Here is a 23,430-nt window from a genome sequence, read left to right on the forward strand (position 1 = left end):
ATGAGTGCCCCGCTGCCATTAATGGCACCGGGGCAAACTCGTTGACCGACTAACCTTCCCAAGCATCCCCGCAGGCTTATTCCTACGCCGGGCTGCTTTACATCCGCTGATTCACCCTGCCTTCACCTACAGGTGCCCATGATCGGGAACGGTCGCTGCGCCTGCACCAGATCAGGCATATCCCGCCACTTGATCCAGGCCGACTGTTGCCAGTGCAATAGCGGCACAGAGAGCCCGCCCCATTGCAACGAACTCAGACTCGGGATGTTTTCCACAGGTGCCGCGTTCGACTCACGGAGCGCAGGTATGACTTCATTGCTCAGCCATTGGCGCAGGTTGCGGTTTTCCGGGACGAAATGGTGGACAAGCAGAGCGTACATTCCGGACTCGCTGATCATGAGTGATTCGACCGTTTTGCCGTTCTTCAGCAGCCAGACATATCGGCGCTGATCGGGATCGAGTTTTTGGGTGAGTCGTTGGTCCAGTGGGCGGCCCATCAAACGTCCCTGTAGTGGTCAACTAATCCCGGACACGACGTTAAGTTTTTCTTCGGCCCGAGCTGGCGCCAGCCCACCGTTGAATTGATGGGGCCGAATCCAGTTGTACCGATGCATCAAGAAATGACTGATATCGCGTTGGGCTTCTTGAGCCGTCCTGTAGCCCGTGGTCGGTATCCATTCGGTTTTCAAGCTGCGGAACACGCGCTCCATCGGCGCGTTGTCCCAGCAATTCCCCCGACGACTCATGCTCTGACGCATGCGATAACGCCACAGTCGCTGGCGAAATAAACGACTCGCATACTGCGACCCTTGATCCGAGTGAAACAGCAGCCCCTGAGGCCTTCCCCGTTGTTCGTAAGCCATATCCAGCGCCTTGATAACCAGCTCGGCGTCCGGCTTTTCCGATAGCGCCCAGCCCACCACCCGACGCGCGCAAAGGTCCATCACGACAGCCAGATAGTGCCATTTCCCCTGAGCCCAAATGTAGGTGATGTCGCCGCACCACACTTGGTTGGGTGCCGGGACATCGAACTCCCGATTCAAGATATTCGGGATATCCAACCGTTCAACCGTTGCCCGTTTGTAAGCATGAGAACCTGGCTGTTTGCTGACGAGGTCAAGCTCACGCATCAAGCTGCGCACTTTGAACCGACCGAGTTGCTCACCATCGTCACGCATCAACGAGAGGATGCTACGGCTGCCGGCAGCACTGCGACTTTGTGAAAACAACTCGCTCACCCGGCTGCGCAACCGAAGCCGTTCGACATCCGGCGTTCGGTGCTTGAGGCGGTGGGCGTAGTAACTTGATCGATTGATCTCAAACACTTTGCACAGCCAATCAATCGGCTCATGGACGCTCAGCTGATGGATCAGCGCGTACGCTCGTGATCTTCCGACATCAAGAGCGCGGTAGCCTTTTTTAATATCGATTTTTCCCGTTCAAGGCGGGTAATTCGGGCTTCCAACTCCTGAATTTTTTGCTGTTCCGGTGTCAGCGCTTTGCTCTGCGGGGTGACTCCTTGGTGTTCCTGCTGAACCTGGTCGACCCAGCGGCGTAGTGCCGACTCGCCGACACCGAGTGAACGGCTGGCTTCGATGTAGCTGTAGTTTTGCTTGAGCACGAGGTCGGCAGCCTCGCGTTTGAATTCAGCAGAAAAGGAACGGCGTTGTTTGGTCATCTGACACCTCGATCTGGCGAGCATTCTCGCCTAAATGGGTGTCCGGTTTCATTAGACCACTACACCCAGGTCCTGAACGCAGAACCAAGCTTGATTTGCTTGGATGATGGCGTGGAGGAACCGGTTGTGGCGAGGGAAAACGGTAGGGATGAAATGAGGATGAATTTCAGACTGATTTAGCGTGTGCATTTCTTCGACTCCATGTTGAAAAAGGAGCCGCCACAAATCCTTCGACAGATTTGGGTGGCGGACCGTGCGGCGTTCGAAGTCGGACATTCTCGATCAACATGTAAGCCAAGAGGCCCGCGTCACACGGCCCGCCATAAAGTGAAACTGAAAGGCAAAAAATGCCCCAGTTCATATGGGAGCGCAGATGCGCCATGTTGATGAGTTTCCGGCTTCGACCCCGGATCGCTGATTTTGCAGCGACGGGGTAAAGCCTATCGGTCAGGCGCTTGCGGCGCCAAGTCTACTCTGGCGACGCTTGTCGTAGGAATCAGAGTCTTTTCGGGAAGGCTCGATCTGTAGGAATTTCCTGTTTTTGCGGTTGAGCAAAAAACGCGGAGCAGCGCAATTGCGATCAATATTTGGAATAACTCGCCCCGGCGCCTGATCGGCACCGGGGCGAATTCAATTACCGACTAACCTTCCAGGCATCCCCCGCAGGCGCCGTGCCATGGTCATACGGCTTGGCAAGCCACATATAAACCAGCCCCAAACCAATCACGATGGCCGTGCTCAACACCATCGCATAGTTGATGTACCACGCCGCATCCGGGGTGCGCGGCCAGGCCATGTTGATGATCGCGGCAACACCATAGACCAGCGCACCGATGTTGACTGCCCAACCCCAGGCGCCGAGGGTGAATTTACCGCTCGGTTTCCAGCCTTTCATGCGTGCATAGAGTGCCGCGAGCACGATCATCTGGAACGCCAGGTAGATACCGATGGCCGCGAAGCTGACGATGGTTGCCACCGCATCCTGCAGGAAAAAGCCCAGCACAATGATCAGCGCCGGCAGGACGCCGGACACGAACAGCGCCGCAACCGGAACCTGAGTCGTAGGGGAAATCTTCTTCAGCAGTGAGCTGCCGATGACCATTTCATCTCGAGCGTAGGAATAGAGCAGACGACTCGCCGCCGCTTGCAGGCTGATGACGCAGGAGATGAAGGAAATCATTACCACGCCCATCACCACTTTCGAACCCACCGGGCCGAAGGCGTTGTTAAGGATGGTGGTGACCGGGTCTTTGTCGGTGCCGTTGATCACCGCTTGCATGTCTGGCACAGCGAGGATCAGTGCCAGGCAAGCGAACATCGCCGAGATGCCGCCGATGTAGATGGTCATGCGCATGGCCACCGGAATCTGCTTGCTCGGGTTCGGGGTTTCTTCGGCCACATCACCGCAGGCCTCGAAGCCGTAGTACAGGAACATCCCGGCCAGCGATGCGGTGAGGAACGCCGGAAGGTAGGAGCCATCAACGCTGATATCGAAGGTGTTGAACAACACACTGATCGATTGATGACGCTCGAAGATCAGCAAATAAACGCCGACGATCACCGCACCGACCAGCTCGCAGAGGAAGCCGAACATGGCGATCCGCGCCAGCACCTTGGTGCCGCTGAGGTTGACCAGGGTAGCGAACAAGGTCAGAAACAGTGCGATGACGATGTTGGTGTTGTTGCTCGGTTCAAAGCCCATCATGGCGGCCAGGTACGGACCGGCGCCCACCGCAACAGCCGCGATGGTCACGCACAAGGCGATGGAGTAGATCCAGCCGACCATCCACGCCCAGCGCTTGCCCACCAAGCGGCGAGCCCACGGGTACACGCCGCCGGAAATCGGGAACTGCGAGACCACTTCACCGAAGATCAGGCACACCAGCAACTGGCCGCATCCGACCAGCAAATAAGCCCAGAACATCGGTGGCCCGCCGGCGGCGAGGCACAGGCCGAACAGGGTATAAACCCCTACGACCGGAGAGAGATAAGTGAAGCCCAGGGCGAAGTTTTCCCACAGGCTCATGCTGCGATTGAAGTTCGAGGTGTAGCCCAGTTTGCGCAGTTGCTCGGCGTCGCTGTCGGCAACGGCTGCAGAGAGATCGGGTGATGCACTCATGGTGTGTTAACTCCGGAAAATCGGCAGATTTCGGATGTCCGAAACCGTGGCAGGGCCATCACGGCACCGCCCGGATCGGTAATTTTTGTTTTGTGCTGCGATGCTTTTAGTGCTTGAACATCACATGCCGAACGACGGTGTAGTCCTCCAACCCGTACATGGACATGTCCTTGCCATAACCGGACAGTTTCTGACCGCCATGCGGCATTTCGCTGACCAGCATGAAGTGCGTGTTCACCCAGGTGCAGCCGTACTGCAAGCGTGCAGACAAGCGATGCGCGCGACCGACGTCCGAGGTCCAGACCGACGACGCCAGGCCGTAGTCGGAATCGTTGGCCCAGCCCAGCACCTGTGCTTCATCGGTGAATTTGGTCACCGACACCACCGGCCCGAATACTTCGCGACGGACGATTTCGTCGTCCTGCTGAGCGTCGGCCAATACAGTCGGTTCGAAGAAAAAGCCATTGCCCTCAACAGCCTTGCCGCCAGTGACCAAACGGATGTGCGGTTGCGCCACGGCACGCTCGACAAACCCGGCCACTCGGTCGCGGTGTTGCGCTGTGATCAACGGACCGAGCTCGGTCGACGGATCATCCTGCACGCCGTACTTGATGCTGCTGACCGCCGCGCCGAGCTTCTCGACGAACGTGTCGTAGATGCCTTCCTGCGCGTAGATTCGGCAGGCGGCGGTGCAGTCCTGGCCGGCGTTGTAAAAACCGAAAGTGCGAATGCCTTCCACGGCAGCATCGATGTCGGCGTCGTCGAAGATGATCACCGGGGCCTTGCCGCCCAGTTCCATGTGCATGCGCTTGACGCTGTCAGCAGTGCTGGAAATGATGTTCGAACCGGTGGCGATCGAACCGGTCAACGAGACCATGCGCACTTTCGGGTGTGTGACCAGTGGGCTGCCAACCGTAGGACCACGGCCGAACACCAGGTTAAGCACGCCGGCCGGGAAAATATCCGACGCCAGTTCTGCCAGACGCATGGCGGTCAGCGGGGTTTGTTCCGACGGTTTGAGCACCACGGTATTACCCGCTGCGAGGGCTGGGGCGATTTTCCAGGCGACCATCATTAGCGGATAGTTCCACGGCGCGATGGAGGCGATTACGCCCACCGGGTCGCGGCGGATCATCGAGGTGTGGCCGTGCAGGTATTCACCGCCCGCCGAACCGCTCATGCAACGGCTGGCGCCGGCGAAGAAACGGAACACGTCGGCAATCGCCGGGATCTCGTCGTTCAATGCGGCGCCGTAAGGCTTGCCGCAGTTGTCCGATTCCAGTTTGGCCAGCTCTTCGCCGTGGGCTTCGATGGCGTCGGCGAGTTTGAGCAGCAGCAACGAGCGTTCTTTCGGGGTGGTTTGCGACCAGCTTTCGAAGGCGCTGTCGGCGGCCCGCACCGCGGCATCGACCTGAGCTTCGCTGGCTTCATTGATCTCCACCAATACGCTGCCCTGCGCAGGGTTGAACACGGGTTGGGCGGGGCCTTCACCGTCAATCAGTTGGCCGTTGATCAAGAGTTTGGTTTGCATGGCTTTGTCCTCATCGAAACTATTATTTTTCTGCCGGAACCGAATCAATGTGGGAGCGAGCTTGCTCGCGATAGCGGTCTAGCCGTCGACATTTATGTTGAATGTAAGTCAGCCATCGCGGGCAAGCCTCGCTCCTACAGGATCCGGTTCTCACATTGGAAAATGAGTTGTTCGCTATTTTCCGCCACTGCCCGCAACGCTTTCGCCGCCCCGGGTCAGGTAATAGGCGCCGAGAATCGGCAGCATGGTCACCATCATCACGAGCATCGCGACGACGTTGGTCACCGGCACGTCCCGTGGGCGGCTGAGCTGGTTGAGCAGCCACAGCGGCAGGGTGCGTTCATGGCCGGCGGTGAAAGTGGTGACGATGATTTCGTCGAACGACAGCGCAAATGCCAACATGCCGCCGGCCAACAACGCCGAGCCGAGGTTCGGCAGAACGATGTAGCGGAAGGTCTGCCAGCCATCGGCGCCAAGGTCCATCGACGCTTCGATCAAACTGTGAGAGGTGCGACGCAACCGGGCGATGACGTTGTTGTAGACGATCACCACACAGAAGGTCGCGTGACCGACGATGATGGTGAACATCCCAGGCTCGATCCCCAGCGTCTTGAAGGTCGCCAGCAAGGCGATACCGGTGATGATCCCGGGCAAGGCAATCGGCAGGATCAGCATCAGCGAGATGCCTTGCTTGCCGAAGAAATCCCGGCGGTATAACGCCGCCGACGCGAGGGTGCCGAGGACTAATGCAATCAACGTTGCGACGGACGCAATCTGCAGCGACAGCTTGATCGCTTCCAGTACGTCAGGACGCGAGAACGCCACGCCTATCCACTTCAGGGTGAAGCCCCTGGGCGGGAAGCTGAACGCTGCGTCTTCAGTGTTGAAGGCGTACACGAAGATGATCAGGATCGGGAAGTGCAGAAACACCAACCCGCCCCAGGCTGCGATGCGCAGGCCCAGAGAAGCCTGATCTTGAGAGGAAGCGTCAGAGCGCATCGAAGGCCCCCAGTCGTTTGACGATGGACAGGTAAATGGCGATCAGCACGATCGGCACCAGCGTGAAAGCCGCCGCCATCGGCATGTTGCCGATCGCGCCTTGCTGGGCGTAAACCATGCCGCCAATGAAGTAGCCCGGTGGCCCCACCAGTTGCGGCACGATGAAGTCGCCCAGGGTCAGCGAAAAGGTGAAGATCGAACCGGCCGCGATGCCCGGAATCGACAGCGGCAAAGTCACTTGCATGAAGGTCTGGCGCGGGTTGGCGCCAAGGTCGGCAGACGCTTGCAGCAAGGACGGCGGCAGACGTTCCAGCGAGGCCTGGATCGGCAGGATCATGAACGGCAGCCAGATGTAGACGAACACCATGAAACGGCCCAGGTGCGAGGTCGACAACGTGCTGCCGCCCACCCCCGGAATGCCCAGCACGAACTGCAAAACTGGCTCAAGCCCCAGGTGCTGAACGAACCATTGCGCCACGCCGCCCTTGGCCAGTAGCAAGGTCCAGGCATAGGCCTTGACGATGTAACTGGCCCACATCGGCATCATCACCGCGATGTAGAAAAACGCCTTGGTCTTGCCGGTGGTGTAGCGCGCCATGTAGTAGGCAATCGGGAACGCGACCACGGCACTGGCGATCGACACGACGACGGCCATGCTCAAGGTGCGCAGGATGATGTCGAAGTTCGAGGGCTGGAACAGGGCAGCGAAGTTCGCCAGGGTCAGGTCGGGCGTGACCGCCATGGTGAAATCATCGAAGGTATAGAAGCCTTGCCACAGCAAAACCAGCAGTGAGCCGAGATAGATCGCGCCGAACCAGAGCAGCGGTGGTACCAGCAGCATCGACAGGTACAGGTTCGGCCGGCGATACAGCAGGTTGGAAAACCTGCGCAACGGCGAGCCGCCGGCCGGGGTTTGAGTCATCGCCACGCTGTTCATCTCATACCCCGCCGACAACGGTGTCGTGCAGCGGGATCATCGCTTCCCGTGCCCAGCGCGCGCTGATGCGTTGTCCGGTCTGGTGCTGGGCACTGACGTCCAGCCACTGGACGTTGGCCTGGCTGATGTTCAAGGTCTGGCCGTTTTCCAGTTTCACTTCGTAGCGGGTGGCGCTGCCCTGGTACTGAATGTCATGGAGCAAGCCGCTGACTTCAATCTCATGGCTGGCCAGCGGGCCTTCGGCGAAACGCACGTGTTCCGGGCGAATCGAAAACGGCTGTGGGTTGCCGCTCAATTGCTTCGCCAAATCGCCGCGAATCACGTTGGAGGTGCCGACGAATTCCGCGACAAAGGTTGTCGCCGGTTTCATGTACAGGTTGCGCGGTGTGTCGACCTGTTCGATGCGTCCCTTGTTGAACACCGCCACGCGATCCGACATCGACAGCGCTTCGGTCTGGTCGTGGGTGACGAAGATGAAGGTGATGCCGAGCTGGCGTTGCAGCTTCTTCAGTTCACCCTGCATTTGCTCGCGCAGCTTCAAGTCGAGAGCGCCCAGCGGTTCATCAAGCAGCAGCACTCGCGGACGATTGACCAAGGCGCGGGCCAGCGCCACACGCTGACGCTGACCGCCGGACAGTTGCACCGGTTTACGCTCGCCGTACCCGCCGAGGGCGACCATGTCGAGGGCTTCTTCAGCGCGTTTCTGGCGTTCGGATTTGCCGACGCCTTTGACCTTCAAACCGTAGGCGACGTTGTCGAGTACGTTCATGTGCGGGAACAGCGCGTAATCCTGGAACACGGTGTTCACGTCACGCTGATACGGCGGCAGCCCGGCGGCTTCTTTGCCATGAATACGGATAGAGCCTGCACTCGGTTGTTCGAAACCGGCGATCAGGCGCAGACAGGTAGTTTTGCCCGAACCGGAAGGGCCCAGCATGGAAAAGAACTCGCCGTCCTGGATATCGATGGAAACCCGGTCAACGGCCTTCACTTCGCCGAACTGACGGGAAACGTTGGTGAACTGAACTGCAAGCGTCATGGTGCGGTGCTCCAAAAAGGCGAGGGCCGTCGCGGCGGCCCTGCCTGGACTTCTGACTTCAGTGATGATCGTTCCCACGCTCTGCGTGGGAATGCAGCCCGTGACGCTCTGCGTCACATCTGCCACGAATGGACGCGGAGCGTCCGGTGATGCATTCCCACGCAGAGCGTGGGAACGATCAGTACGGGGGTGTTAGCGACCGCCCATGATCGCGATGTAGTCCTGGGTCCAGCGGCTGTACGGTACGAACTTGCCGCCTTCAGCCTGTGGGGTTTTCCAGAAGGCCAGGTTGTCGAACTGAGCGTAACCATTGGCCGCACACCCTTCGGCACCCAGCAAGTCACTGGACTTGCAGCCTTCGGACACCGCTGGCAGCGAACCGAACCACGCCGCTACGTCACCCTGGACTTTCGGCTGCAGCGACCAGTCCATCCACTTGTAGGCACAGTTGGGGTGCTTGGCTTCGGCGTGGAGCATGGTGGTGTCGGCCCAACCCGTTGCACCTTCTTTTGGAATGACCGAGGCAACCGGCTGCTTGTCCGCCACCAGACCATTGACCATGTAACCCCAGGTGCTGGACGCCGCCACGCCTTCGTTTTTGACGTCACTCATCTGGACTGTTGCGTCATGCCAGTAGCGGTGGATCAAGGGCTGTTGCTTGCGAAGCAGGTCCAGCGCCGCTTTGTATTGCGCTTCGTTGAGCTGGTACGGGTCCTTGATGCCCAGTTCCGGCTGTTTCGATTTGAGATAAAGCGCCGCATCGGCGATATAGATCGGGCCGTCGTAGGCCTGGACTCGACCCTTGTTGGACTTACCGTCCGGCAGGGTCTGTTCTTCGAATACCACACTCCAGCTGTCCGGCGCTGTTTTGAAGATATTGGTGTTGTACATCAACACGTTCGGGCCCCATTGGTACGGGGTGCCGTAGGTTTGCTTATTGACGACGTACCAAGGACCGTCCTTGAGACGAGGGTCAATGTTCTTCCAGTTCGGAATCAACGCCGTGTTGATCGGCTGCACACGCTTGCCGGCGATCAGTCGCAGGGACGCATCGCCAGACGCGGTCACCAGGTCGTAACCACCCTTGGCCATCAGGCTGACCATTTCATCGGAAGTGGCGGCAGTTTTCACATTGATCTTGCAGCCGGTTTCCTTCTCGAAACCGGTCACCCAGTCGTAGGCCTTGTCGCTTTCGCCACGTTCGATGTAGCCGGGCCAGGCAACGATATCCAGCTGACCTTCGCCGGCACCGACGGCTTTCAGCGGTTCGGCGGCCTGGATACTGGCGCTGGCCAACAGCGCTGTAGTGATTGCACTGAGCAGTGCGGTCTTGTGCACGAACATGGGGTTTCCCTCTTCTTTAATTATGGTCGGGGCAGTTTTGAACGTGGTGCAGCGCCGTTAGTGGCTGGTTATAAGCGTAGTCAGAGATGCTGTCCGTGGCGGGCCATGATGTGCCGCACCACGCTGTAGTCCTGGAGCGAATCGCTGGATAAGTCTTTGCCGTAGCCCGAGCGCTTCAGTCCGCCGTGGGGCATTTCGCTGACCAGCATGAAATGGCTGTTGATCCAGGTGCAGCCGTACTGCAACCGCGCCGCGACCTGCATCGCCTTGTCCAGGTTCTGGGTCCAGACCGATGAGGCGAGGCCGTATTCCGAGTCATTGGCCCAGTCCACGGCTTGTTCGAGTCCATCGAAACGGGTCACGGTGACCACCGGCCCGAAGACTTCGCGCTGGACGATTTCATCGCTCTGCTTGCAACCGGCCAGCAAGGTCGGCTGGTAATAGAAGCCGGCACCGGAATGCACCGCCGCGCCGGTTACCCGCTCGATGTGCGGCTGGCCGAGAGCACGCTCGACGAAACTGGCCACGCGGTCGCGTTGGCGGGTGCTGATCAGCGGGCCGATCTCGTTGTCGGCATCGCGTTTACTGGCGAAGCGCAGGCTGCTGACCGCCGCGCCGAGTTCGGCCACCAAGCGGTCATGAATCCCGGCCTGTGCATAAATTCGACACGCTGCGGTGCAATCCTGACCGGCGTTGTAATAGCCGTAAGTGCGCACGCCTTCGACCACGGCCTGAATGTCAGCATCGTTACAAACGATCACCGGCGCTTTGCCGCCGAGCTCAAGGTGGGTGCGCTTCAGGGTTTTCGCGGCGGCCTGGAGGATTTTTTGCCCGGTGACGATATCGCCGGTCAGCGACACCATGCGCACTTTAGGATGGCTGACCAAATGGCTGCCAACGCCTTCACCGCCGCCGCAAACGATGTTGATCACGCCGCGCGGCAGGATCTCGGCCAGCGCTGGCGCCAGTGCCAGAATCGACAGCGGCGTGTGTTCGGACGGCTTAAACACCAGCGTGTTGCCGGCGGCGAGGGCCGGAGCGATTTTCCACGCGGCCATCATGATCGGGTAGTTCCACGGCGCAATCGACGCGACCACGCCAATCGGATCGCGCCGAACCATGCTGGTATAGCCCGGCAGGTATTCGCCGCTGAGCTGACCGGTCTGGCAGCGCACGGCGCCGGCGAAGAAGCGGAACACATCGACTGTGGCGCTCAAGTCATCCTGACGGGCCAGGTGCAATGGCTTGCCACAGTTCAGGGATTCGAGGCGGGCGAGGAGGTCGGCTTGTTTTTCAATGGCGTTGGCAATGTCCAACAGTAAATTCGAGCGCTGTTGCGGCGTGGTCCGCGCCCAACCGACAAAGGCGCGGTGGGCGGCGAGGATCGCGGCTTCGACCTGCTCGGTGCTCGCTTCGGCAATGTGCGTCAGCACTTCACCAGTGGCCGGGTTGAGAATGGGTTCGACAAAACCCTGGCCCGCGACCAATTCGCCATCGATCAACAACGCGGTGAACAACGGGGTCTGCGCGCCAGCCATTTTTCGGGTTCTCTTTTCTTGTGTGGCCATGGTGCTCCCTGTGACTGGGGCCCGGCCGTCTTATAGATGTAGCAAGACTAGTGCTCAGGCCCGAGGTCTACAAATTCTAAATACTGAAGGTGGCGTTCGATTAAATAGATGGCTTGCGCCCGCCGTGGGGTTGTTCGCGGGCGACGGTCAGGAAAGGGTCTACCAGCGCCGGGCGCGCGGTGCCGCGACGCCAGGCCAGGCCGACGTCGAGGGTCTGGCTAAGGTCCGCGATTGTGCGGGCTTCGATGATGTCGCCTTCCAATGACCACGGGCGGTAAGTCATGTCGGGCTGGATCGAAACGCCTAATCCTGCGGCAACCAGGCTTCGCACGGCTTCCGTTGAGGCCGTTCTTAATGTGATGCGCGGTTGCAGGGAGGCCGCCGACCACATGCGTTGCGCATTGCGATCCATTTCATCGACATTCAGCTGAATCAACGGTTCGCGGGCCACATCGGCGAGGTTGATGCTGTCGTGTTCCAGCAGCGGATGCTGGGCCGGCAGCCATAACCGATGGGGCGAGTGGGTCAGCACTTCGGTCTGCAAGGCGTGGCGGTCTTCGAGGTTGGAGAGGATCAGCACGCCGACATCAATCTCGCCGCTGACCAGCAAATGCTCGATGTAAGGGCGCTCGTCCTCCATCACCCGGATTTCGACGTTAGGGTAGGCACGCTGAAAACGGGTGAGTAGATCCGCAAGGTAGTAACCGGCGACAAGGCTGGTTACACCGATGATCAACTGCCCGGCGACCTGATCGGTGCTCTGTTGCAGGCTGCGTTTGGCGTTGTCCACCGTCGCCAGAATCAGGTGCGCCTGGCGTAGAAATTGGTGGCCCTGGTGGGTCAGCGTCATGCCCTTGGCGTGACGATTGAACAGGCCAACGCCGATTTCCTGCTCCAGTTGCTGGATCGCCAGGGTCAGGGTGGACTGGGAAATAAACGCGGTTTGCGCGGCGGCGGAGATTGAACCGGTCTCGGCCACGGCAATGAAGTGACGGATCTGACGCAGGGTCATCATGGGGAAGTACCCGGTGGGCGGTTTTTATAGATTTGCTTGAGTGTATATCTTTTTTTCTGAAGGGCTGCGGTCAGCTAAAGAGCGCTGCGCAACATCTCGAAGCACTCTCGCTCCCGGATGTCGGGCACTTTCGAACTAGGCTGGAGGCCTTAAAGACCTGTTAACCCGAATGCGTGGAGGCAGCAAATGAACACTCGTGGATTGCTCGATCAGCTACTCAAGTCCGGTCAGGACATGTTGCAGAACAAGGCCGGCGGCTCACAAAACAAGACCGCTGGCGGTGGCTTGGGCGGATTGCTCGGCGGCAGCGGTGGTTCGGGCGGCCTCGGCAGTTTGCTCTCGGGCGCGGGCGGCGGAGCGTTGGCGGCCGGCGCCATGGGTTTGCTGCTGGGTAGCAAGAAAGGGCGCAATGTCGGCGGTAAGGTCCTGACTTACGGTGGCCTCGCCGCATTGGGCGTGATTGCCTACAAGGCGTACGGTAACTGGCAGGCACAACAGGGCACTGCCCCCCAAACCGAGCCGCAAACACTTGATCGTTTGCCGGCGGAGCAAGTCGAACTGCACAGCCAAGCGATTCTCAAAGCATTGGTGGCCGCGGCCAAAGCTGATGGCCATGTCGATGAGCGTGAACGTGCGCTGATTGAAGGTGAATTCACCAAGCTCGATAACGATCAGGAGTTGCAGCACTGGCTGCACGCCGAACTCAATAAACCGCTTGACCCGGCCGACGTCGCTCGCGCTGCCAGTACGCCGGAAATGGCCGCGGAAATGTACATCGCCAGCGTGATGCTGGTGGATGAGGAGAGCTTCATGGAGAAGTCCTACCTCGATGAACTGGCGCGGCAACTGAAGCTTGAGCCGGGGTTGAAGGCTGAGTTGGAGAAGCAGGTGCGTCAGGCTTCGGTCTAACCTGCGTCATTGATAACAACCCTGCCTGCGAAGGGGCAGGGTTTGTTGTTTCTGGATGCATCCCTAGGTAAACATTTCATTCACACGCCGTTCGTCGTAAAACTTCCTATATCTGTTAGTTATGACAGTAGCCATCTCTCCTTGTTGAGGGTCTGATAACGCCAACAAATGCGTGCCCAGACAGCCTGTCGACAAGGAGCATTTCCATGCCCAACGATTCAGAACAATTTGAAAATACCGTGCTGGCGCTATTTCCACCACGAGTTCCCCTCAATACTTTTCCGGTGATTGGCGCCCACTATGGGGTGTCTATCCACCACTATAACGCTAGTCCCATGGGGCTGGCGGTAGACGTTGATCCTTACTCGGAGCAGGACGGGGGAGATACCGTCGAGCTCAACCTCAATGGTCAGAGGGACATTGCAAGCGCACAAACCCCTGATGAAATGACCGGCGTCACGCTTTATATTCCGAAGGGCCTATTGCTGACCGACCGCGTCAATCAATTGGTGTACACGGTGATTCGCGGCAGCCAGAACATGGGGACTTCCACGCCCGTGCTGACATTGCTGTACAACGCCATCCGACCCGGCAACCAGGACCGTGACCCGGTTATCAATGGCCACTCCGAGCTAGAGTTGATCCTGCCGGATGCGATCAAGAACGGCGTTGGCGCTGATTTCATCAGTGCCCAGGTCTGCGTGTCCTACCCGTATTGCAGGGCTTATGACCGCATTCGGCTGAACTGCAATGGCCATGACGTGTTCCACACGGTCACTGAACTGCAAGCGCCGCAACTCGGTTCGGCCACCCCGGTCACCGTGTGTTTCACCGTCACACGCGCCGATCTGGAAAGTGCCAACGATCATCCTCAATTCAAGTTTTCCTACACCGTCACCGATCAGCTCGGTAACGGTCCAGATACCGACTCGCCCTGGTCGGCAACGCAAACCGTGGATGTGGATCTGGCTGGCAACCGATTGCCCGCGCCGCTCCTGCGGGAAATCCAGAACGATCCTATGGACGACCCGAGCATCATCGATCTGGAAAAACTGGGCGCCAATCCGCTGTTGTTGATTGTTCTGACCACAGACAAACGCTTCCAGCCAGGGGACACGATCAGCGCGACCTATACCGCGAAGTTAGCGGGCCAACCGGATGTTGTGGTCACCCTGACGGGTACTGTTGAAGCCGACGAGTTTGGGCAGAAAAAACCCTGCGTGCTTGAAGTGCCTAACGACAAGGTCATTCCCGCCAGTGCCGTTCAAGCCACCTACACCTTGCTCAGAGCCGGCGAAGTTGTCGCCAGCGCCAGATCCGCCATTGCATCAGTCATCGGAGAAGGACTTCCCGACCTTATCCGTCCTCGCCTGCAAAAATCAGTCAACGGCGTCCTCAACCCCCTGGAAAACCTGCAAGGGGCCAATGGTCAGGTTGAACTGCTGGGCTTTCGCTCGGGCGACACCGTGCAACTCATCGTCAAAGGCGCTCCGGATGCCGGTTCTCCGACCTTTACTGCCAAATCACTCAACACCAACAGCCGCGCCAACTTCCCGCTGGACAAGGCCTTTATCGCGTTGAACATGGGTAAGGACGTGGAGCTGAGTTATGTACTGATTCGTGATGGCAAAAAATATCCTTCTCCGGGTTTGCCGGCTTCAATCGGCACCATCCCTAATAACCATCCGAGCCTGCCCACCCCAGCGATTGATGGGGCAACGGGCGACGAACTGAATGTGATCAAACTGCAGGCCTCCGATCAACTACGGGTGGGCGAATGGCCGCATCAAGTGTTGGGGCAGAACGTCTGGTTGCGGTATGAGGGGGTCGACGCCAATGGCTCGGGGATTTTCCTGGAGGACCGCAAGGGTGAGGCGCACGACACGGTAGGAGGACTGATCCGTCCGGTACCGCTTGACTGGTTAAAAACGCTCAAGGATGGCAGCGCGCTGAGCATCACCTTCAAGGTGAACTTTGACGGTGTGGCCAGTGCGGCAACGGCGGTGAGTTTTCCGATGCGAACCTATACCGTCAAAACGTTTTTCGACAGTGATGATCATGTTCAGCCCATTAGCAATTACTTCATAGTGGAAGGTCGGCCGCCGAGAACTCCTCCCGATCGCGGTACCTATACTCGAACCGCCACGGGTGGTACTGAGCCTTATCGATATTCTTCTTCCGACAGCCGAGTTGCGCTAGTAGATCCAGCCACCGGGACAGTACGCGCTGGTAGCAATGGCTTCGCCATGATCACGGTCACGGATGCAACTCAGAGAACGGCCTCCTATCGCATTGAATTCTTGGGAATAACGTTAGTTACTAGGATCGATAATATTTGGTGGTATCCGATCTCAGCCTGGCGAGAGAAGGCGCTTTCACTTGCAGAGCTGAGGGTGTTTTGGGAATCCTATTATCCATCCGAGGGACCTGTGGCCGCTGCATTGGGGTGGCCTACGACACTCTATTGGAGCAACGACAACATTACTGTTATCGGTGATGCCTGGGCGTTCCGATTGAACGAAAACATTGGCAGTGATGACGGCAAAGTTCAGGTAGGAGGCGGAACCCGACTTCCAATAGTCAGCAAAATCATTTAGTGGGTAATCGGGATGGATTTTTTTGATTAATAAACCTGTCCCGCTTTTATTGCGTCATCGTTCTTCGCGAGCAGGCTCGCTCCCACATTAGATCGCGTCCGTTTGGACAACTCGGTCGAGTGTGGGAGCGAGCCTGCTCGCGATGGCATTTTCAGCAGCGCCACAGATTTCATTGCCCTTCCACGACCCGTTTCTTCCGGTTCACCACTGGCAACAGTCATTACAAATGAAACACCGCCCTCAGCTATACTCCGCAACATTTCAACCGCACCCCGAGGACTGACTGTGAAGAACTGGACGTTGCGCCAACGCATCTTGGCGAGCTTTGCGGTGATTATCGCCATCATGTTGCTGATGGTCGTCGTCTCGTATTCCCGGCTGTTGAAGATCGAAACCAGTGAAGCGAGCGTCCGTGAAGACGCGCTTCCTGGGTTGTATTACATCTCGATGGTTCGCAGCGCCTGGGTCGATACTTATGTTCGCACCCAGGAAATGCTGGGCTTCAAGGCGGGGCAGGGCTTCAGCGCGCAAGAGGCCGAAAACTTCAAGAATTTCGAGGTGCGTCTGCAAGAGCAGATGAGGAACTACCAAGGCACCATCACCACGGATGAAGACAAGGGCGAGTACGCGGTCTTTGAAAAGCGCCACGACGATTACAACAAGGTCCTGGCGGCCGTGCTCGATTTGCATAAGCGCAATCAGGAAGCCGAAGCCATCAAGATGTTCAACGAGCAATTGACCCCGGCATGGACCGCGGGTCGCATGAAGCTCAATGACATCATTCGCGAAAACAAAGCGGTGGCCGACCAGGACATCGCGAACATCGATGACGCCGTGGTCACCGCGAAAGTCATCATGGGCATTTCCCTGCTGGTCGCGGTGCTGGCCGCCGGCCTCTGCGGTCTGCTGCTGATGCGCGCGATCATGGCGCCGATGAACCGGATCGTCGAAATTCTCGACGTCATGCGCACCGGTGATCTCAGCAATCGCTTGAACCTTGCGCGCAAAGACGAGTTCGGCGCCGTGGAAACCGGCTTCAACGACATGATGGCCGAGCTGACATCCCTGGTGTCTCAGGCTCAGCGCTCCTCAGTGCAGGTCACCACCTCAGTCACTGAGATCGCTGCCACCTCCAAGCAACAGCAAGCGACCGCCACCGAAACCGCCGCCACCACCACCGAAATCGGCGCTACGTCCCGTGAGATTGCGGCCACTTCGCGGGATCTGGTGCGCACGATGACTGAAGTGTCCACCGCTGCCGATCAGGCCTCGGTGCTCGCCGGCTCCGGGCAGCAAGGCTTGGCGCGTATGGAGGAGACCATGCACTCGGTGATGGGTGCGGCCGATCTGGTCAACGCCAAACTGGCAATCCTCAATGAGAAGGCCGGCAACATCAACCAAGTGGTGGTGACCATCGTCAAGGTCGCCGACCAGACCAATCTCCTGTCTCTCAACGCCGCCATCGAGGCCGAAAAGGCCGGTGAATACGGCCGCGGGTTTGCCGTGGTCGCCACCGAAGTGCGGCGTCTGGCGGACCAGACCGCCGTTGCCACGTACGACATCGAGCAGATGGTGCGCGAGATCCAGTCGGCGGTATCGGCCGGGGTCATGGGCATGGACAAGTTCTCCGAAGAAGTGCGCCGCGGCATGTCCGAGGTGCAGCAGGTCGGCGAGCAACTGTCGCAGATCATTCATCAGGTTCAAGCGCTGGCGCCACGGGTGTTGATGGTCAACGAAGGCATGCAGGCCCAGGCCACGGGCGCCGAACAGATCAACCATGCGCTGGTGCAGTTGGGCGATGCCAGCAGCCAGACCGTCGAGTCCCTGCGTCAGGCCAGTTTCGCCATCGATGAACTGAGCCAGGTGGCCGTAGGGCTGCGCGGCGGCGTTTCGCGATTCAAAGTCTGATGAGCGAACTCACGGCTAAACGCACCGCCGTGAAGCCGGCGCTGCAATCATTGTTTCTGGTGTTCCGCATCGGCAAGGAGCGCTTTGCCTTGCAGGCCATCGAGGTGGCGGAAGTGCTGCCGCGCCTGCCGTTGAAGCCGATTCCCCGCGCGCCGGACTGGGTCTGCGGAGTGTTCGCCTACCGCGGCGCGGTGGTGCCGGTGATCGACCTCAGTGCGCTGACTTTCGGCCAACCGGCCCAGGCCCGCACCAGCACGCGCTTGGTGCTGGTCCATTACCGCCCGGATGAAACCGCTGAGACGCAATTGCTCGGGCTGATTCTGGAACAGGCCACCGATACCTTGCGCTGCAACCCGGCGGATTTTCAGCCTTATGGCCTGGACAATCGCCAGGCGCCGTACCTCGGGCCGGTGCGCGAAGATGCTCAGGGTTTGCTGCAATGGGTGCGGGTCGCTGATCTGCTGGACGAGCAGGTTCGCGCGCTGCTGTTTCCGTCGCAGTCGTTGGACCTGGCGCTGTTTGAGGAGCGGCCATGAGCAGCGATCAGCGGTTTTTCGATTTCCTCAAAGAGCGCATCGGTCTCGACGTGACCTCGGTGGGGCCGGCGATCATCGAGCGTGCGGTGCGTCAGCGCAGCACGGCGTCCAACGCGCTGACGGCCGATGAGTACTGGCACACCTTGCAGGGTTCGCGGGACGAGCAGCAAGCGCTGATCGAAGCGGTGATCGTCCCTGAAACCTGGTTTTTCCGTTACCCGGAATCCTTCGCCACCCTGGCGAAACTGGCTGCCAAGCGCCTGACCGACATCAACAACATGCGCGCCCTGCGGATTCTCAGCCTGCCCTGTTCCACGGGTGAAGAACCGTATTCCATCGCCATGGCGTTGCTTGATGCCGGGTTCCAGCCGCACCAGTTCAAGGTCGAAGGCATGGACGTCAGCCCGTTGTCGGTGGAAAAAGCCCGGCGCGCGCTGTACGGCAAGAATTCGTTTCGTGGTCAGGACATCGCGTTTCGCGAGCGGCATTTCACCGCTGAAGATGAGGGCTATCGCCTCAGCGGGCGAGTGCATGAACAAGTGCGTTTGCAGGTCGGCAATCTACTGGATCCGGCGTTGCTGGCCAACGAGCCGCCTTATGATTTTGTGTTTTGCCGCAACCTGCTGATCTATTTCGATCAGCCGACCCAGCAGCAAGTGTTCGAAGTGCTCAAGCGCCTGACCCATGTCGACGGCGTGCTGTTTATCGGCCCGGCCGAGGGCAGTTTGCTCGGTCGTTTCGGCATGCGTTCGATCGGCATCGCGCAGTCCTTTGCGTTCCGTCGTCAGAGCGCCCCTGAGCCTGCGCCCATTCCGGCTTTCGTTCCGCCGCCTCTGCCCGTGCGCCAATCGGTGCGCAGCGTGACCCCGCCGCCCGTTCGCAGTCGACCCTTCGCAACGGTGACGCCGTTACCTGCTGCGACGAAAACCGCCAACCCGGACGCCGCCGCGCTGCTGGCGAACATCGCCGCGCTGGCCAACGAAGGCAAAAGCGCCGAAGCCCGCGTCGCGTGCGATAGCTATTTGCGCAGTCACGAGCCAGTAGCCCAAGTCTTTTACTGGCTGGGCTTGCTCAGCGATGTCGCCGGCAGAGTCCTGGAGGCCCAGGGTTTTTATCGCAAGGCGTTGTACCTCGAACCGCAACATCCCGACGCGTTGATGCACCTGGCGGCGTTGTTACAATCTTTGGGCGACACGGCGGGTGCCAGACGGTTGCAGGACCGCGCTGCCCGCAGTGAGCGCGCCGCGGACAGTGAGCGTAAACGATGAACGCCGCCGACACCTTTAGCCTCACCCATGAAGATGCCCAGGCCATCGACGACTGCTGGAACCGCATCGGTATTCACGGCGACAAGTCCTGCCCACTGCTGAGCGATCACATTCACTGCCGCAATTGCGCGGTGTATTCGGCCGCCGCGACGCGCTTGCTCGACCGCTACGCGTTGCAGCAGGAAGACCGCGGGCAAGTCTCCACGGCGGTCGAGAGCGAGGTGAAAACCCGTTCGCTGTTGATGTTCCGTCTCGGTGAAGAATGGCTGGGCCTGGCCACTCGCAGTCTGGTGGAAGTGGCGCCGCTGCAAGCGATTCACTCCTTGCCGCACCAGCGCTCCCGGGCCTTGCTCGGCGTGGCGAATGTGCGCGGCGCTCTGGTGGCGTGCCTGTCGCTGGTGGAACTGCTGGGGCTCGACGGCGCCAGCAGCGTGGCGTCCGGCGCGCGGGTCATGCCGCGGATGCTGATCATCGCCGCCCACGGTGGGCCGGTGGTGGTGCCGGTGGATGAAGTGGACGGGATTCACGCCATCGACGAACACCTCCTCGAGGCGGCGTCCCGCTCCGGCACTCAGGCCAGCGGCAAATACACCCGTGGCGTGTTGCAATTCAAAGGTCGCAGCCTGCGTTGGCTGGATGAAGAACAGCTGCTTTGTGCCGTGACCCGGAGCCTCACATGACCCCCGAGCAAATGCGCGACGCCTCTTTGCTGGAACTGTTCAGTCTGGAAGCCGAGGCTCAGACCCAGGTGCTGAGCGCAGGTCTTTTGGCGCTGGAGCGCGACCCGACCCAGGCCGGTCACCTCGAATCGTGCATGCGCGCGGCGCACTCGCTCAAGGGCGCGGCGCGGATCGTCGGCGTCGATGCCGGTGTCAGCGTTGCGCATGTGATGGAAGATTGTCTGGTCAGCGCTCAGGAAGGGCGCCTGTACCTGCGGCCCGAGCACATCGATGCGTTGTTGCACGGCACCGATTTGCTGATGCGCATTGCGACGCCGAACAACAATCCTGAACGTGCGGATATCGAGGCCTATGTGGCTTTGATGGCGCGGTTGCTTGATCCGATGGCGGCACCTGCGCCGGTCCCTGCACCTGTCGCCCCAGTGATGGCAGAGCTTCAGCTCGAACCACCGGCGCCCAAGGTCGAGACGCCAATCCCGGTCGCCGAACTGCACACCGCAGAGCCGCCGCGCAAGATTAAGCGCACCACCGAAAACGGCGAGCGGGTGCTGCGAGTTACGGCCGAACGCCTGAACAGCCTGCTCGATCTGTCGAGCAAATCCCTGGTGGAAACCCTGCGGCTCAAACCGCACCTGGCCACCATGCAGCGCCTCAAGCGCATGCAGAACAACGGCCTGCGGGCACTGGAAAACCTCAACGTCCACCTCAAGGATCACGCCTTGAGCCTGGAGGCCCAGGAAGCCCTCGGCGATGCCCGCCGATTGCTGGCTGAATCCCAGCAATTGCTGATAGAGAAAAACGCCGAGCTGGACGAGTTCGCCTGGCAGGCCAGTCAACGGGCGCAAGTGTTGTACGACACCGCGCTGGCCTGCCGCATGCGGCCGTTTGCCGATGTGTTGACCGGGCAAGCGCGCATGGTCCGCGACCTCGGTCGCAGCCTCGGTAAACAGGTGCGACTGGAGATCGAGGGTGAGAAAACCCAGGTCGACCGCGACGTGCTGGAGAAGCTTGAAGCGCCGCTGACCCACCTGCTGCGCAACGCCGTGGATCACGGCATCGAATCCCCGGAGCTACGGCTATTGGCGGGCAAACCCGCTGAAGGCCTGATCCGTTTACGCGCATCCCATCAGGCTGGTCTGTTGGTGCTGGAGCTGAGCGATGACGGCAGTGGCGTCGATCTGGAAAAAGTCCGCCGCAGCATCATCGAACGCCAATTATCCCCGACCGAAACCGCCGCGCAGTTGAGTGAAGAAGAGCTGCTGACCTTTCTGTTTTTACCGGGTTTCAGCCTGCGCGATACGGTCACCGAGGTCTCCGGGCGCGGCGTCGGTCTGGATGCGGTTCAGCACATGGTCCGCCAGTTGCGCGGCGCGGTCGTGCTGGAGCAGGCGGCGGGCGAGGGCAGTCGCTTCCATCTCGAAGTGCCGCTGACCCTGTCGGTGGTGCGCAGTCTGGTGGTGGACGTCGGTGACGAGGCGTATGCCTTCCCGCTGGCCCACATCGAACGGATGTGCGATCTGGAGCTTGCGGACATCGTCCAGGTCGAAGGCCGTCAGCATTTCTGGCACGAAGGCCGACATGTCGGACTGGTCGCGGCCAGTCAACTGTTACAGCGTCCGGCGAGCCAGAACAGTCAGCAAACCCTCAAGGTCGTGGTGATTCGCGAGCGCGAGGCGATTTACGGCGTGGCGGTCGAGCGTTTTATCGGCGAGCGGACGTTGGTCGTACTACCGCTGGACGAGCGTTTGGGCAAGGTGCAGGACATCTCCGCCGGGGCCTTGCTCGACGACGGTTCGGTGGTGCTGATCGTCGACGTCGAAGACATGCTGCGTTCGGTGGACAAACTGCTCAATACCGGGCGTCTTGAGCGCATTGCCCGTCAGGGCAGCCAGGCAGTTGAAGTCGCTCGAAAACGGATTTTGGTGGTCGACGATTCGCTGACCGTGCGCGAGCTGCAACGCAAGTTGTTACTCAATCGCGGCTACGACGTGGCGGTGGCGGTGGACGGTATGGATGGTTGGAACGCCTTGCGTTCGGAGGATTTCGATCTGCTGATCACCGACATTGATATGCCGCGCATGGATGGCATCGAACTGGTGTCTTTATTGCGCCGGGACAATCGCCTGCAATCGCTTCCGGTTATGGTGGTGTCTTACAAAGATCGTGAAGAGGACCGTCGTCGTGGATTGGACGCTGGAGCCGACTATTATCTAGCCAAAGCCAGTTTTCATGACGACGCCCTGCTTGACGCGGTGGTTGAGCTCATTGGAGGAGCGCGGGCATGAAAATCGCAATCGTCAACGACATGCTCATGGCGGTGGAGGCCCTGCGCCGCGCCCTGGCATTCGAGCCGGCGCACGAGGTGGTTTGGGTCGCCAGCAATGGGGCCGAGGCGGTGCAACGTTGTGCCGAAAACACGCCAGACCTGATCCTGATGGACCTGATCATGCCGGTGATGGATGGCGTGGAGGCGACCCGGCGGATCATGGCCGATACGCCGTGCGCAATCGTCATCGTCACAGTCGACCGCGAGCAAAACGTTCATCGGGTGTTCGAGGCCATGGGTCACGGAGCGCTGGATGTGGTGGATACGCCGGCCCTCGGTGCCGGCAATGCCCAAGAGGCAGCGGCCCCGTTATTGCGCAAGATCATGAACATCGGTTGGCTGATCGGTGACCGGGGCAATCGGCGGCGATCGGCTCCGAGCCCGCTGCGCAGTTCGGCTTCGCGCCAGCGTCTGGTAGCGATCGGCTCATCGGCAGGAGGGCCGGCCGCGCTGGAAGTCTTGCTCAAGGGGCTGCCGCGAGATTTTTCGGCGGCCATCGTGCTGGTGCAGCATGTTGACCAGGTATTCGCCGCCGGCATGGCCGAATGGCTCAGCAGCGCCAGTGGCCTGAACGTGCGCCTGGCCCTGGAGGGCGAGCCTCCGCAGGCCGGCACGGTGCTGCTGGCGGGTACCAACCACCATATTCGCTTGTTGAAAAACGGTACGCTGGCCTACACCGCCGAACCGGTCAACGAGATCTACCGGCCCTCGATCGATGTGTTTTTCGAGAGCGTGGCCAATCACTGGAACGGCGATGCCGTGGGTGTTTTGCTCACCGGCATGGGACGTGATGGCGCGCAGGGGCTTAAACTCATGCGCCAACAGGGCTACCTGACCATCGCTCAGGATCAAAACAGCAGTGCGGTGTACGGAATGCCGAAGGCGGCAGCGGCCATCGATGCCGCGATGGAAATTCGCCCACTGGACAAAATAGCGCCACGATTGCTGGAGATATTCCCCAAATGAAGAATTTTCA

The 23,430-nt window shown here is 59.7% G+C and carries 17 protein-coding genes and 2 pseudogenes; 8 read left to right on the plus strand and 11 right to left on the minus strand.

Annotated features, from left to right (window positions below; genetic code table 11):
* Window positions 1-122: 122 nt before the first annotated feature.
* The 11 genes and pseudogenes from ACYZT0_RS01955 to ACYZT0_RS02005 form a co-directional block, all read right to left on the minus strand.
* Window positions 123-506: pseudogene (locus ACYZT0_RS01955) on the minus strand (BRO-N domain-containing protein); the annotation flags it as partial.
* A gap of 9 nt (window positions 507-515) precedes the next feature.
* Window positions 516-1,678 (minus strand): IS3 family transposase gene (locus tag ACYZT0_RS01960; protein ID WP_462042754.1). Its coding sequence is split into 2 segments (ribosomal slippage): window positions 516-1,423 and window positions 1,423-1,678, totalling 1,164 coding nucleotides; the frame shifts between segments, so codons are not numbered across the junction.
* Between the two features lie 63 nt (window positions 1,679-1,741).
* Window positions 1,742-1,867 (minus strand): annotated as a pseudogene (locus ACYZT0_RS01965) (phage antirepressor protein); the annotation flags it as partial.
* 445 nt (window positions 1,868-2,312) lie between these two features.
* Complete coding sequence (locus tag ACYZT0_RS01970) at window positions 2,313-3,797, minus strand: APC family permease (protein ID WP_462044407.1); 1,485 nt, start codon at window positions 3,795-3,797, stop codon at window positions 2,313-2,315.
* Window positions 3,798-3,903: 106 nt separating this feature from the next.
* Window positions 3,904-5,328 (minus strand): gamma-aminobutyraldehyde dehydrogenase, encoded by a 1,425-nt coding sequence (locus ACYZT0_RS01975; protein WP_462044408.1) that lies wholly within the window; start codon window positions 5,326-5,328, stop codon window positions 3,904-3,906.
* Window positions 5,329-5,502: 174 nt separating this feature from the next.
* Complete coding sequence (locus tag ACYZT0_RS01980; RefSeq protein WP_462044409.1) at window positions 5,503-6,327, minus strand: ABC transporter permease; 825 nt, start codon at window positions 6,325-6,327, stop codon at window positions 5,503-5,505.
* Window positions 6,317-7,264, minus strand: coding sequence for an ABC transporter permease (locus tag ACYZT0_RS01985; RefSeq protein WP_462044410.1), 948 nt, complete (start codon window positions 7,262-7,264; stop codon window positions 6,317-6,319). The genes ACYZT0_RS01980 and ACYZT0_RS01985 overlap by 11 nt, the downstream gene beginning before the upstream one ends.
* A gap of 1 nt (window position 7,265) precedes the next feature.
* Window positions 7,266-8,303, minus strand: coding sequence for an ABC transporter ATP-binding protein (locus ACYZT0_RS01990; protein ID WP_462044411.1), 1,038 nt, complete (start codon window positions 8,301-8,303; stop codon window positions 7,266-7,268).
* Window positions 8,304-8,495: 192 nt separating this feature from the next.
* A complete protein-coding gene (ydcS, locus tag ACYZT0_RS01995; protein WP_462044412.1) occupies window positions 8,496-9,647 on the minus strand; it encodes a putative ABC transporter substrate-binding protein YdcS in 1,152 nt (383 codons plus the stop codon).
* An 80-nt stretch (window positions 9,648-9,727) separates the two neighbouring features.
* On the minus strand, window positions 9,728-11,215 hold the full coding sequence (locus ACYZT0_RS02000; protein ID WP_462044413.1) for a gamma-aminobutyraldehyde dehydrogenase: 1,488 nt from the start codon (window positions 11,213-11,215) through the stop codon (window positions 9,728-9,730).
* A gap of 100 nt (window positions 11,216-11,315) precedes the next feature.
* On the minus strand, window positions 11,316-12,230 hold the full coding sequence (locus tag ACYZT0_RS02005; RefSeq protein ID WP_462044414.1) for a LysR family transcriptional regulator: 915 nt from the start codon (window positions 12,228-12,230) through the stop codon (window positions 11,316-11,318).
* A 186-nt stretch (window positions 12,231-12,416) separates the two neighbouring features.
* Between ACYZT0_RS02005 and ACYZT0_RS02010 the strand changes: the two genes are divergently transcribed.
* The 8 genes from ACYZT0_RS02010 to cheB all read left to right on the plus strand — a co-directional run bounded on the left by ACYZT0_RS02010 (window position 12,417) and on the right by cheB (window position 23,420).
* The gene (locus ACYZT0_RS02010; RefSeq protein ID WP_462044415.1) at window positions 12,417-13,139 is read left to right on the plus strand and encodes a tellurite resistance TerB family protein; all 723 of its coding nucleotides are present in this window, start codon (window positions 12,417-12,419) and stop codon (window positions 13,137-13,139) included.
* A gap of 206 nt (window positions 13,140-13,345) precedes the next feature.
* On the plus strand, window positions 13,346-15,736 hold the full coding sequence (locus ACYZT0_RS02015) for an Ig-like domain-containing protein (protein ID WP_462044416.1): 2,391 nt from the start codon (window positions 13,346-13,348) through the stop codon (window positions 15,734-15,736).
* Between the two features lie 285 nt (window positions 15,737-16,021).
* Window positions 16,022-17,644: a methyl-accepting chemotaxis protein gene (locus tag ACYZT0_RS02020; protein WP_462044417.1), complete on the plus strand. Its 1,623-nt coding sequence runs from the start codon at window positions 16,022-16,024 to the stop codon at window positions 17,642-17,644.
* Window positions 17,644-18,180: a chemotaxis protein CheW gene (locus ACYZT0_RS02025; RefSeq protein WP_462044418.1), complete on the plus strand. Its 537-nt coding sequence runs from the start codon at window positions 17,644-17,646 to the stop codon at window positions 18,178-18,180. Before ACYZT0_RS02020 ends, ACYZT0_RS02025 begins: the two co-directional genes overlap by 1 nt.
* A complete protein-coding gene (locus ACYZT0_RS02030) occupies window positions 18,177-19,448 on the plus strand; it encodes a CheR family methyltransferase (protein ID WP_462044419.1) in 1,272 nt (423 codons plus the stop codon). Before ACYZT0_RS02025 ends, ACYZT0_RS02030 begins: the two co-directional genes overlap by 4 nt.
* Entirely contained in the window at window positions 19,445-20,128 is a 684-nt protein-coding gene (locus ACYZT0_RS02035; protein ID WP_462044420.1) for a chemotaxis protein CheW, read from the plus strand. The genes ACYZT0_RS02030 and ACYZT0_RS02035 overlap by 4 nt, the downstream gene beginning before the upstream one ends.
* Window positions 20,125-22,413 (plus strand): response regulator, encoded by a 2,289-nt coding sequence (locus ACYZT0_RS02040; protein WP_462044421.1) that lies wholly within the window; start codon window positions 20,125-20,127, stop codon window positions 22,411-22,413. The genes ACYZT0_RS02035 and ACYZT0_RS02040 overlap by 4 nt, the downstream gene beginning before the upstream one ends.
* A complete protein-coding gene (cheB, locus tag ACYZT0_RS02045) occupies window positions 22,410-23,420 on the plus strand; it encodes a chemotaxis-specific protein-glutamate methyltransferase CheB (protein ID WP_462044422.1) in 1,011 nt (336 codons plus the stop codon). Before ACYZT0_RS02040 ends, cheB begins: the two co-directional genes overlap by 4 nt.
* Window positions 23,421-23,430: the final 10 nt, after the last annotated feature.

This window comes from Pseudomonas sp. ZS1P83 (assembly GCF_054897825.1).

Excerpts from the sequence above, each read along its gene's own strand:
- ACYZT0_RS02030 (WP_462044419.1), top strand. The coding sequence starts at position 18,177 with ATGAGCAGCGATCAGCGGTTTTTCGATTTCCTCAAAGAGCGCATCGGT.
- ACYZT0_RS01990 (WP_462044411.1), bottom strand. The coding sequence starts at position 8,303 with ATGACGCTTGCAGTTCAGTTCACCAACGTTTCCCGTCAGTTCGGCGAA.
- ACYZT0_RS02025 (WP_462044418.1), top strand. The coding sequence starts at position 17,644 with ATGAGCGAACTCACGGCTAAACGCACCGCCGTGAAGCCGGCGCTGCAA.
- ACYZT0_RS02010 (WP_462044415.1), top strand. The coding sequence starts at position 12,417 with ATGAACACTCGTGGATTGCTCGATCAGCTACTCAAGTCCGGTCAGGAC.
- cheB (WP_462044422.1), top strand. The coding sequence starts at position 22,410 with ATGAAAATCGCAATCGTCAACGACATGCTCATGGCGGTGGAGGCCCTG.
- ACYZT0_RS02000 (WP_462044413.1), bottom strand. The coding sequence starts at position 11,215 with ATGGCCACACAAGAAAAGAGAACCCGAAAAATGGCTGGCGCGCAGACC.
- ACYZT0_RS02005 (WP_462044414.1), bottom strand. The coding sequence starts at position 12,230 with ATGATGACCCTGCGTCAGATCCGTCACTTCATTGCCGTGGCCGAGACC.
- ACYZT0_RS01970 (WP_462044407.1), bottom strand. The coding sequence starts at position 3,797 with ATGAGTGCATCACCCGATCTCTCTGCAGCCGTTGCCGACAGCGACGCC.
- ACYZT0_RS01975 (WP_462044408.1), bottom strand. The coding sequence starts at position 5,328 with ATGCAAACCAAACTCTTGATCAACGGCCAACTGATTGACGGTGAAGGC.
- ydcS (WP_462044412.1), bottom strand. The coding sequence starts at position 9,647 with ATGTTCGTGCACAAGACCGCACTGCTCAGTGCAATCACTACAGCGCTG.
- ACYZT0_RS02040 (WP_462044421.1), top strand. The coding sequence starts at position 20,125 with ATGACCCCCGAGCAAATGCGCGACGCCTCTTTGCTGGAACTGTTCAGT.
- ACYZT0_RS02015 (WP_462044416.1), top strand. The coding sequence starts at position 13,346 with ATGCCCAACGATTCAGAACAATTTGAAAATACCGTGCTGGCGCTATTT.
- ACYZT0_RS01980 (WP_462044409.1), bottom strand. The coding sequence starts at position 6,327 with ATGCGCTCTGACGCTTCCTCTCAAGATCAGGCTTCTCTGGGCCTGCGC.
- ACYZT0_RS02035 (WP_462044420.1), top strand. The coding sequence starts at position 19,445 with ATGAACGCCGCCGACACCTTTAGCCTCACCCATGAAGATGCCCAGGCC.
- ACYZT0_RS01985 (WP_462044410.1), bottom strand. The coding sequence starts at position 7,264 with ATGAACAGCGTGGCGATGACTCAAACCCCGGCCGGCGGCTCGCCGTTG.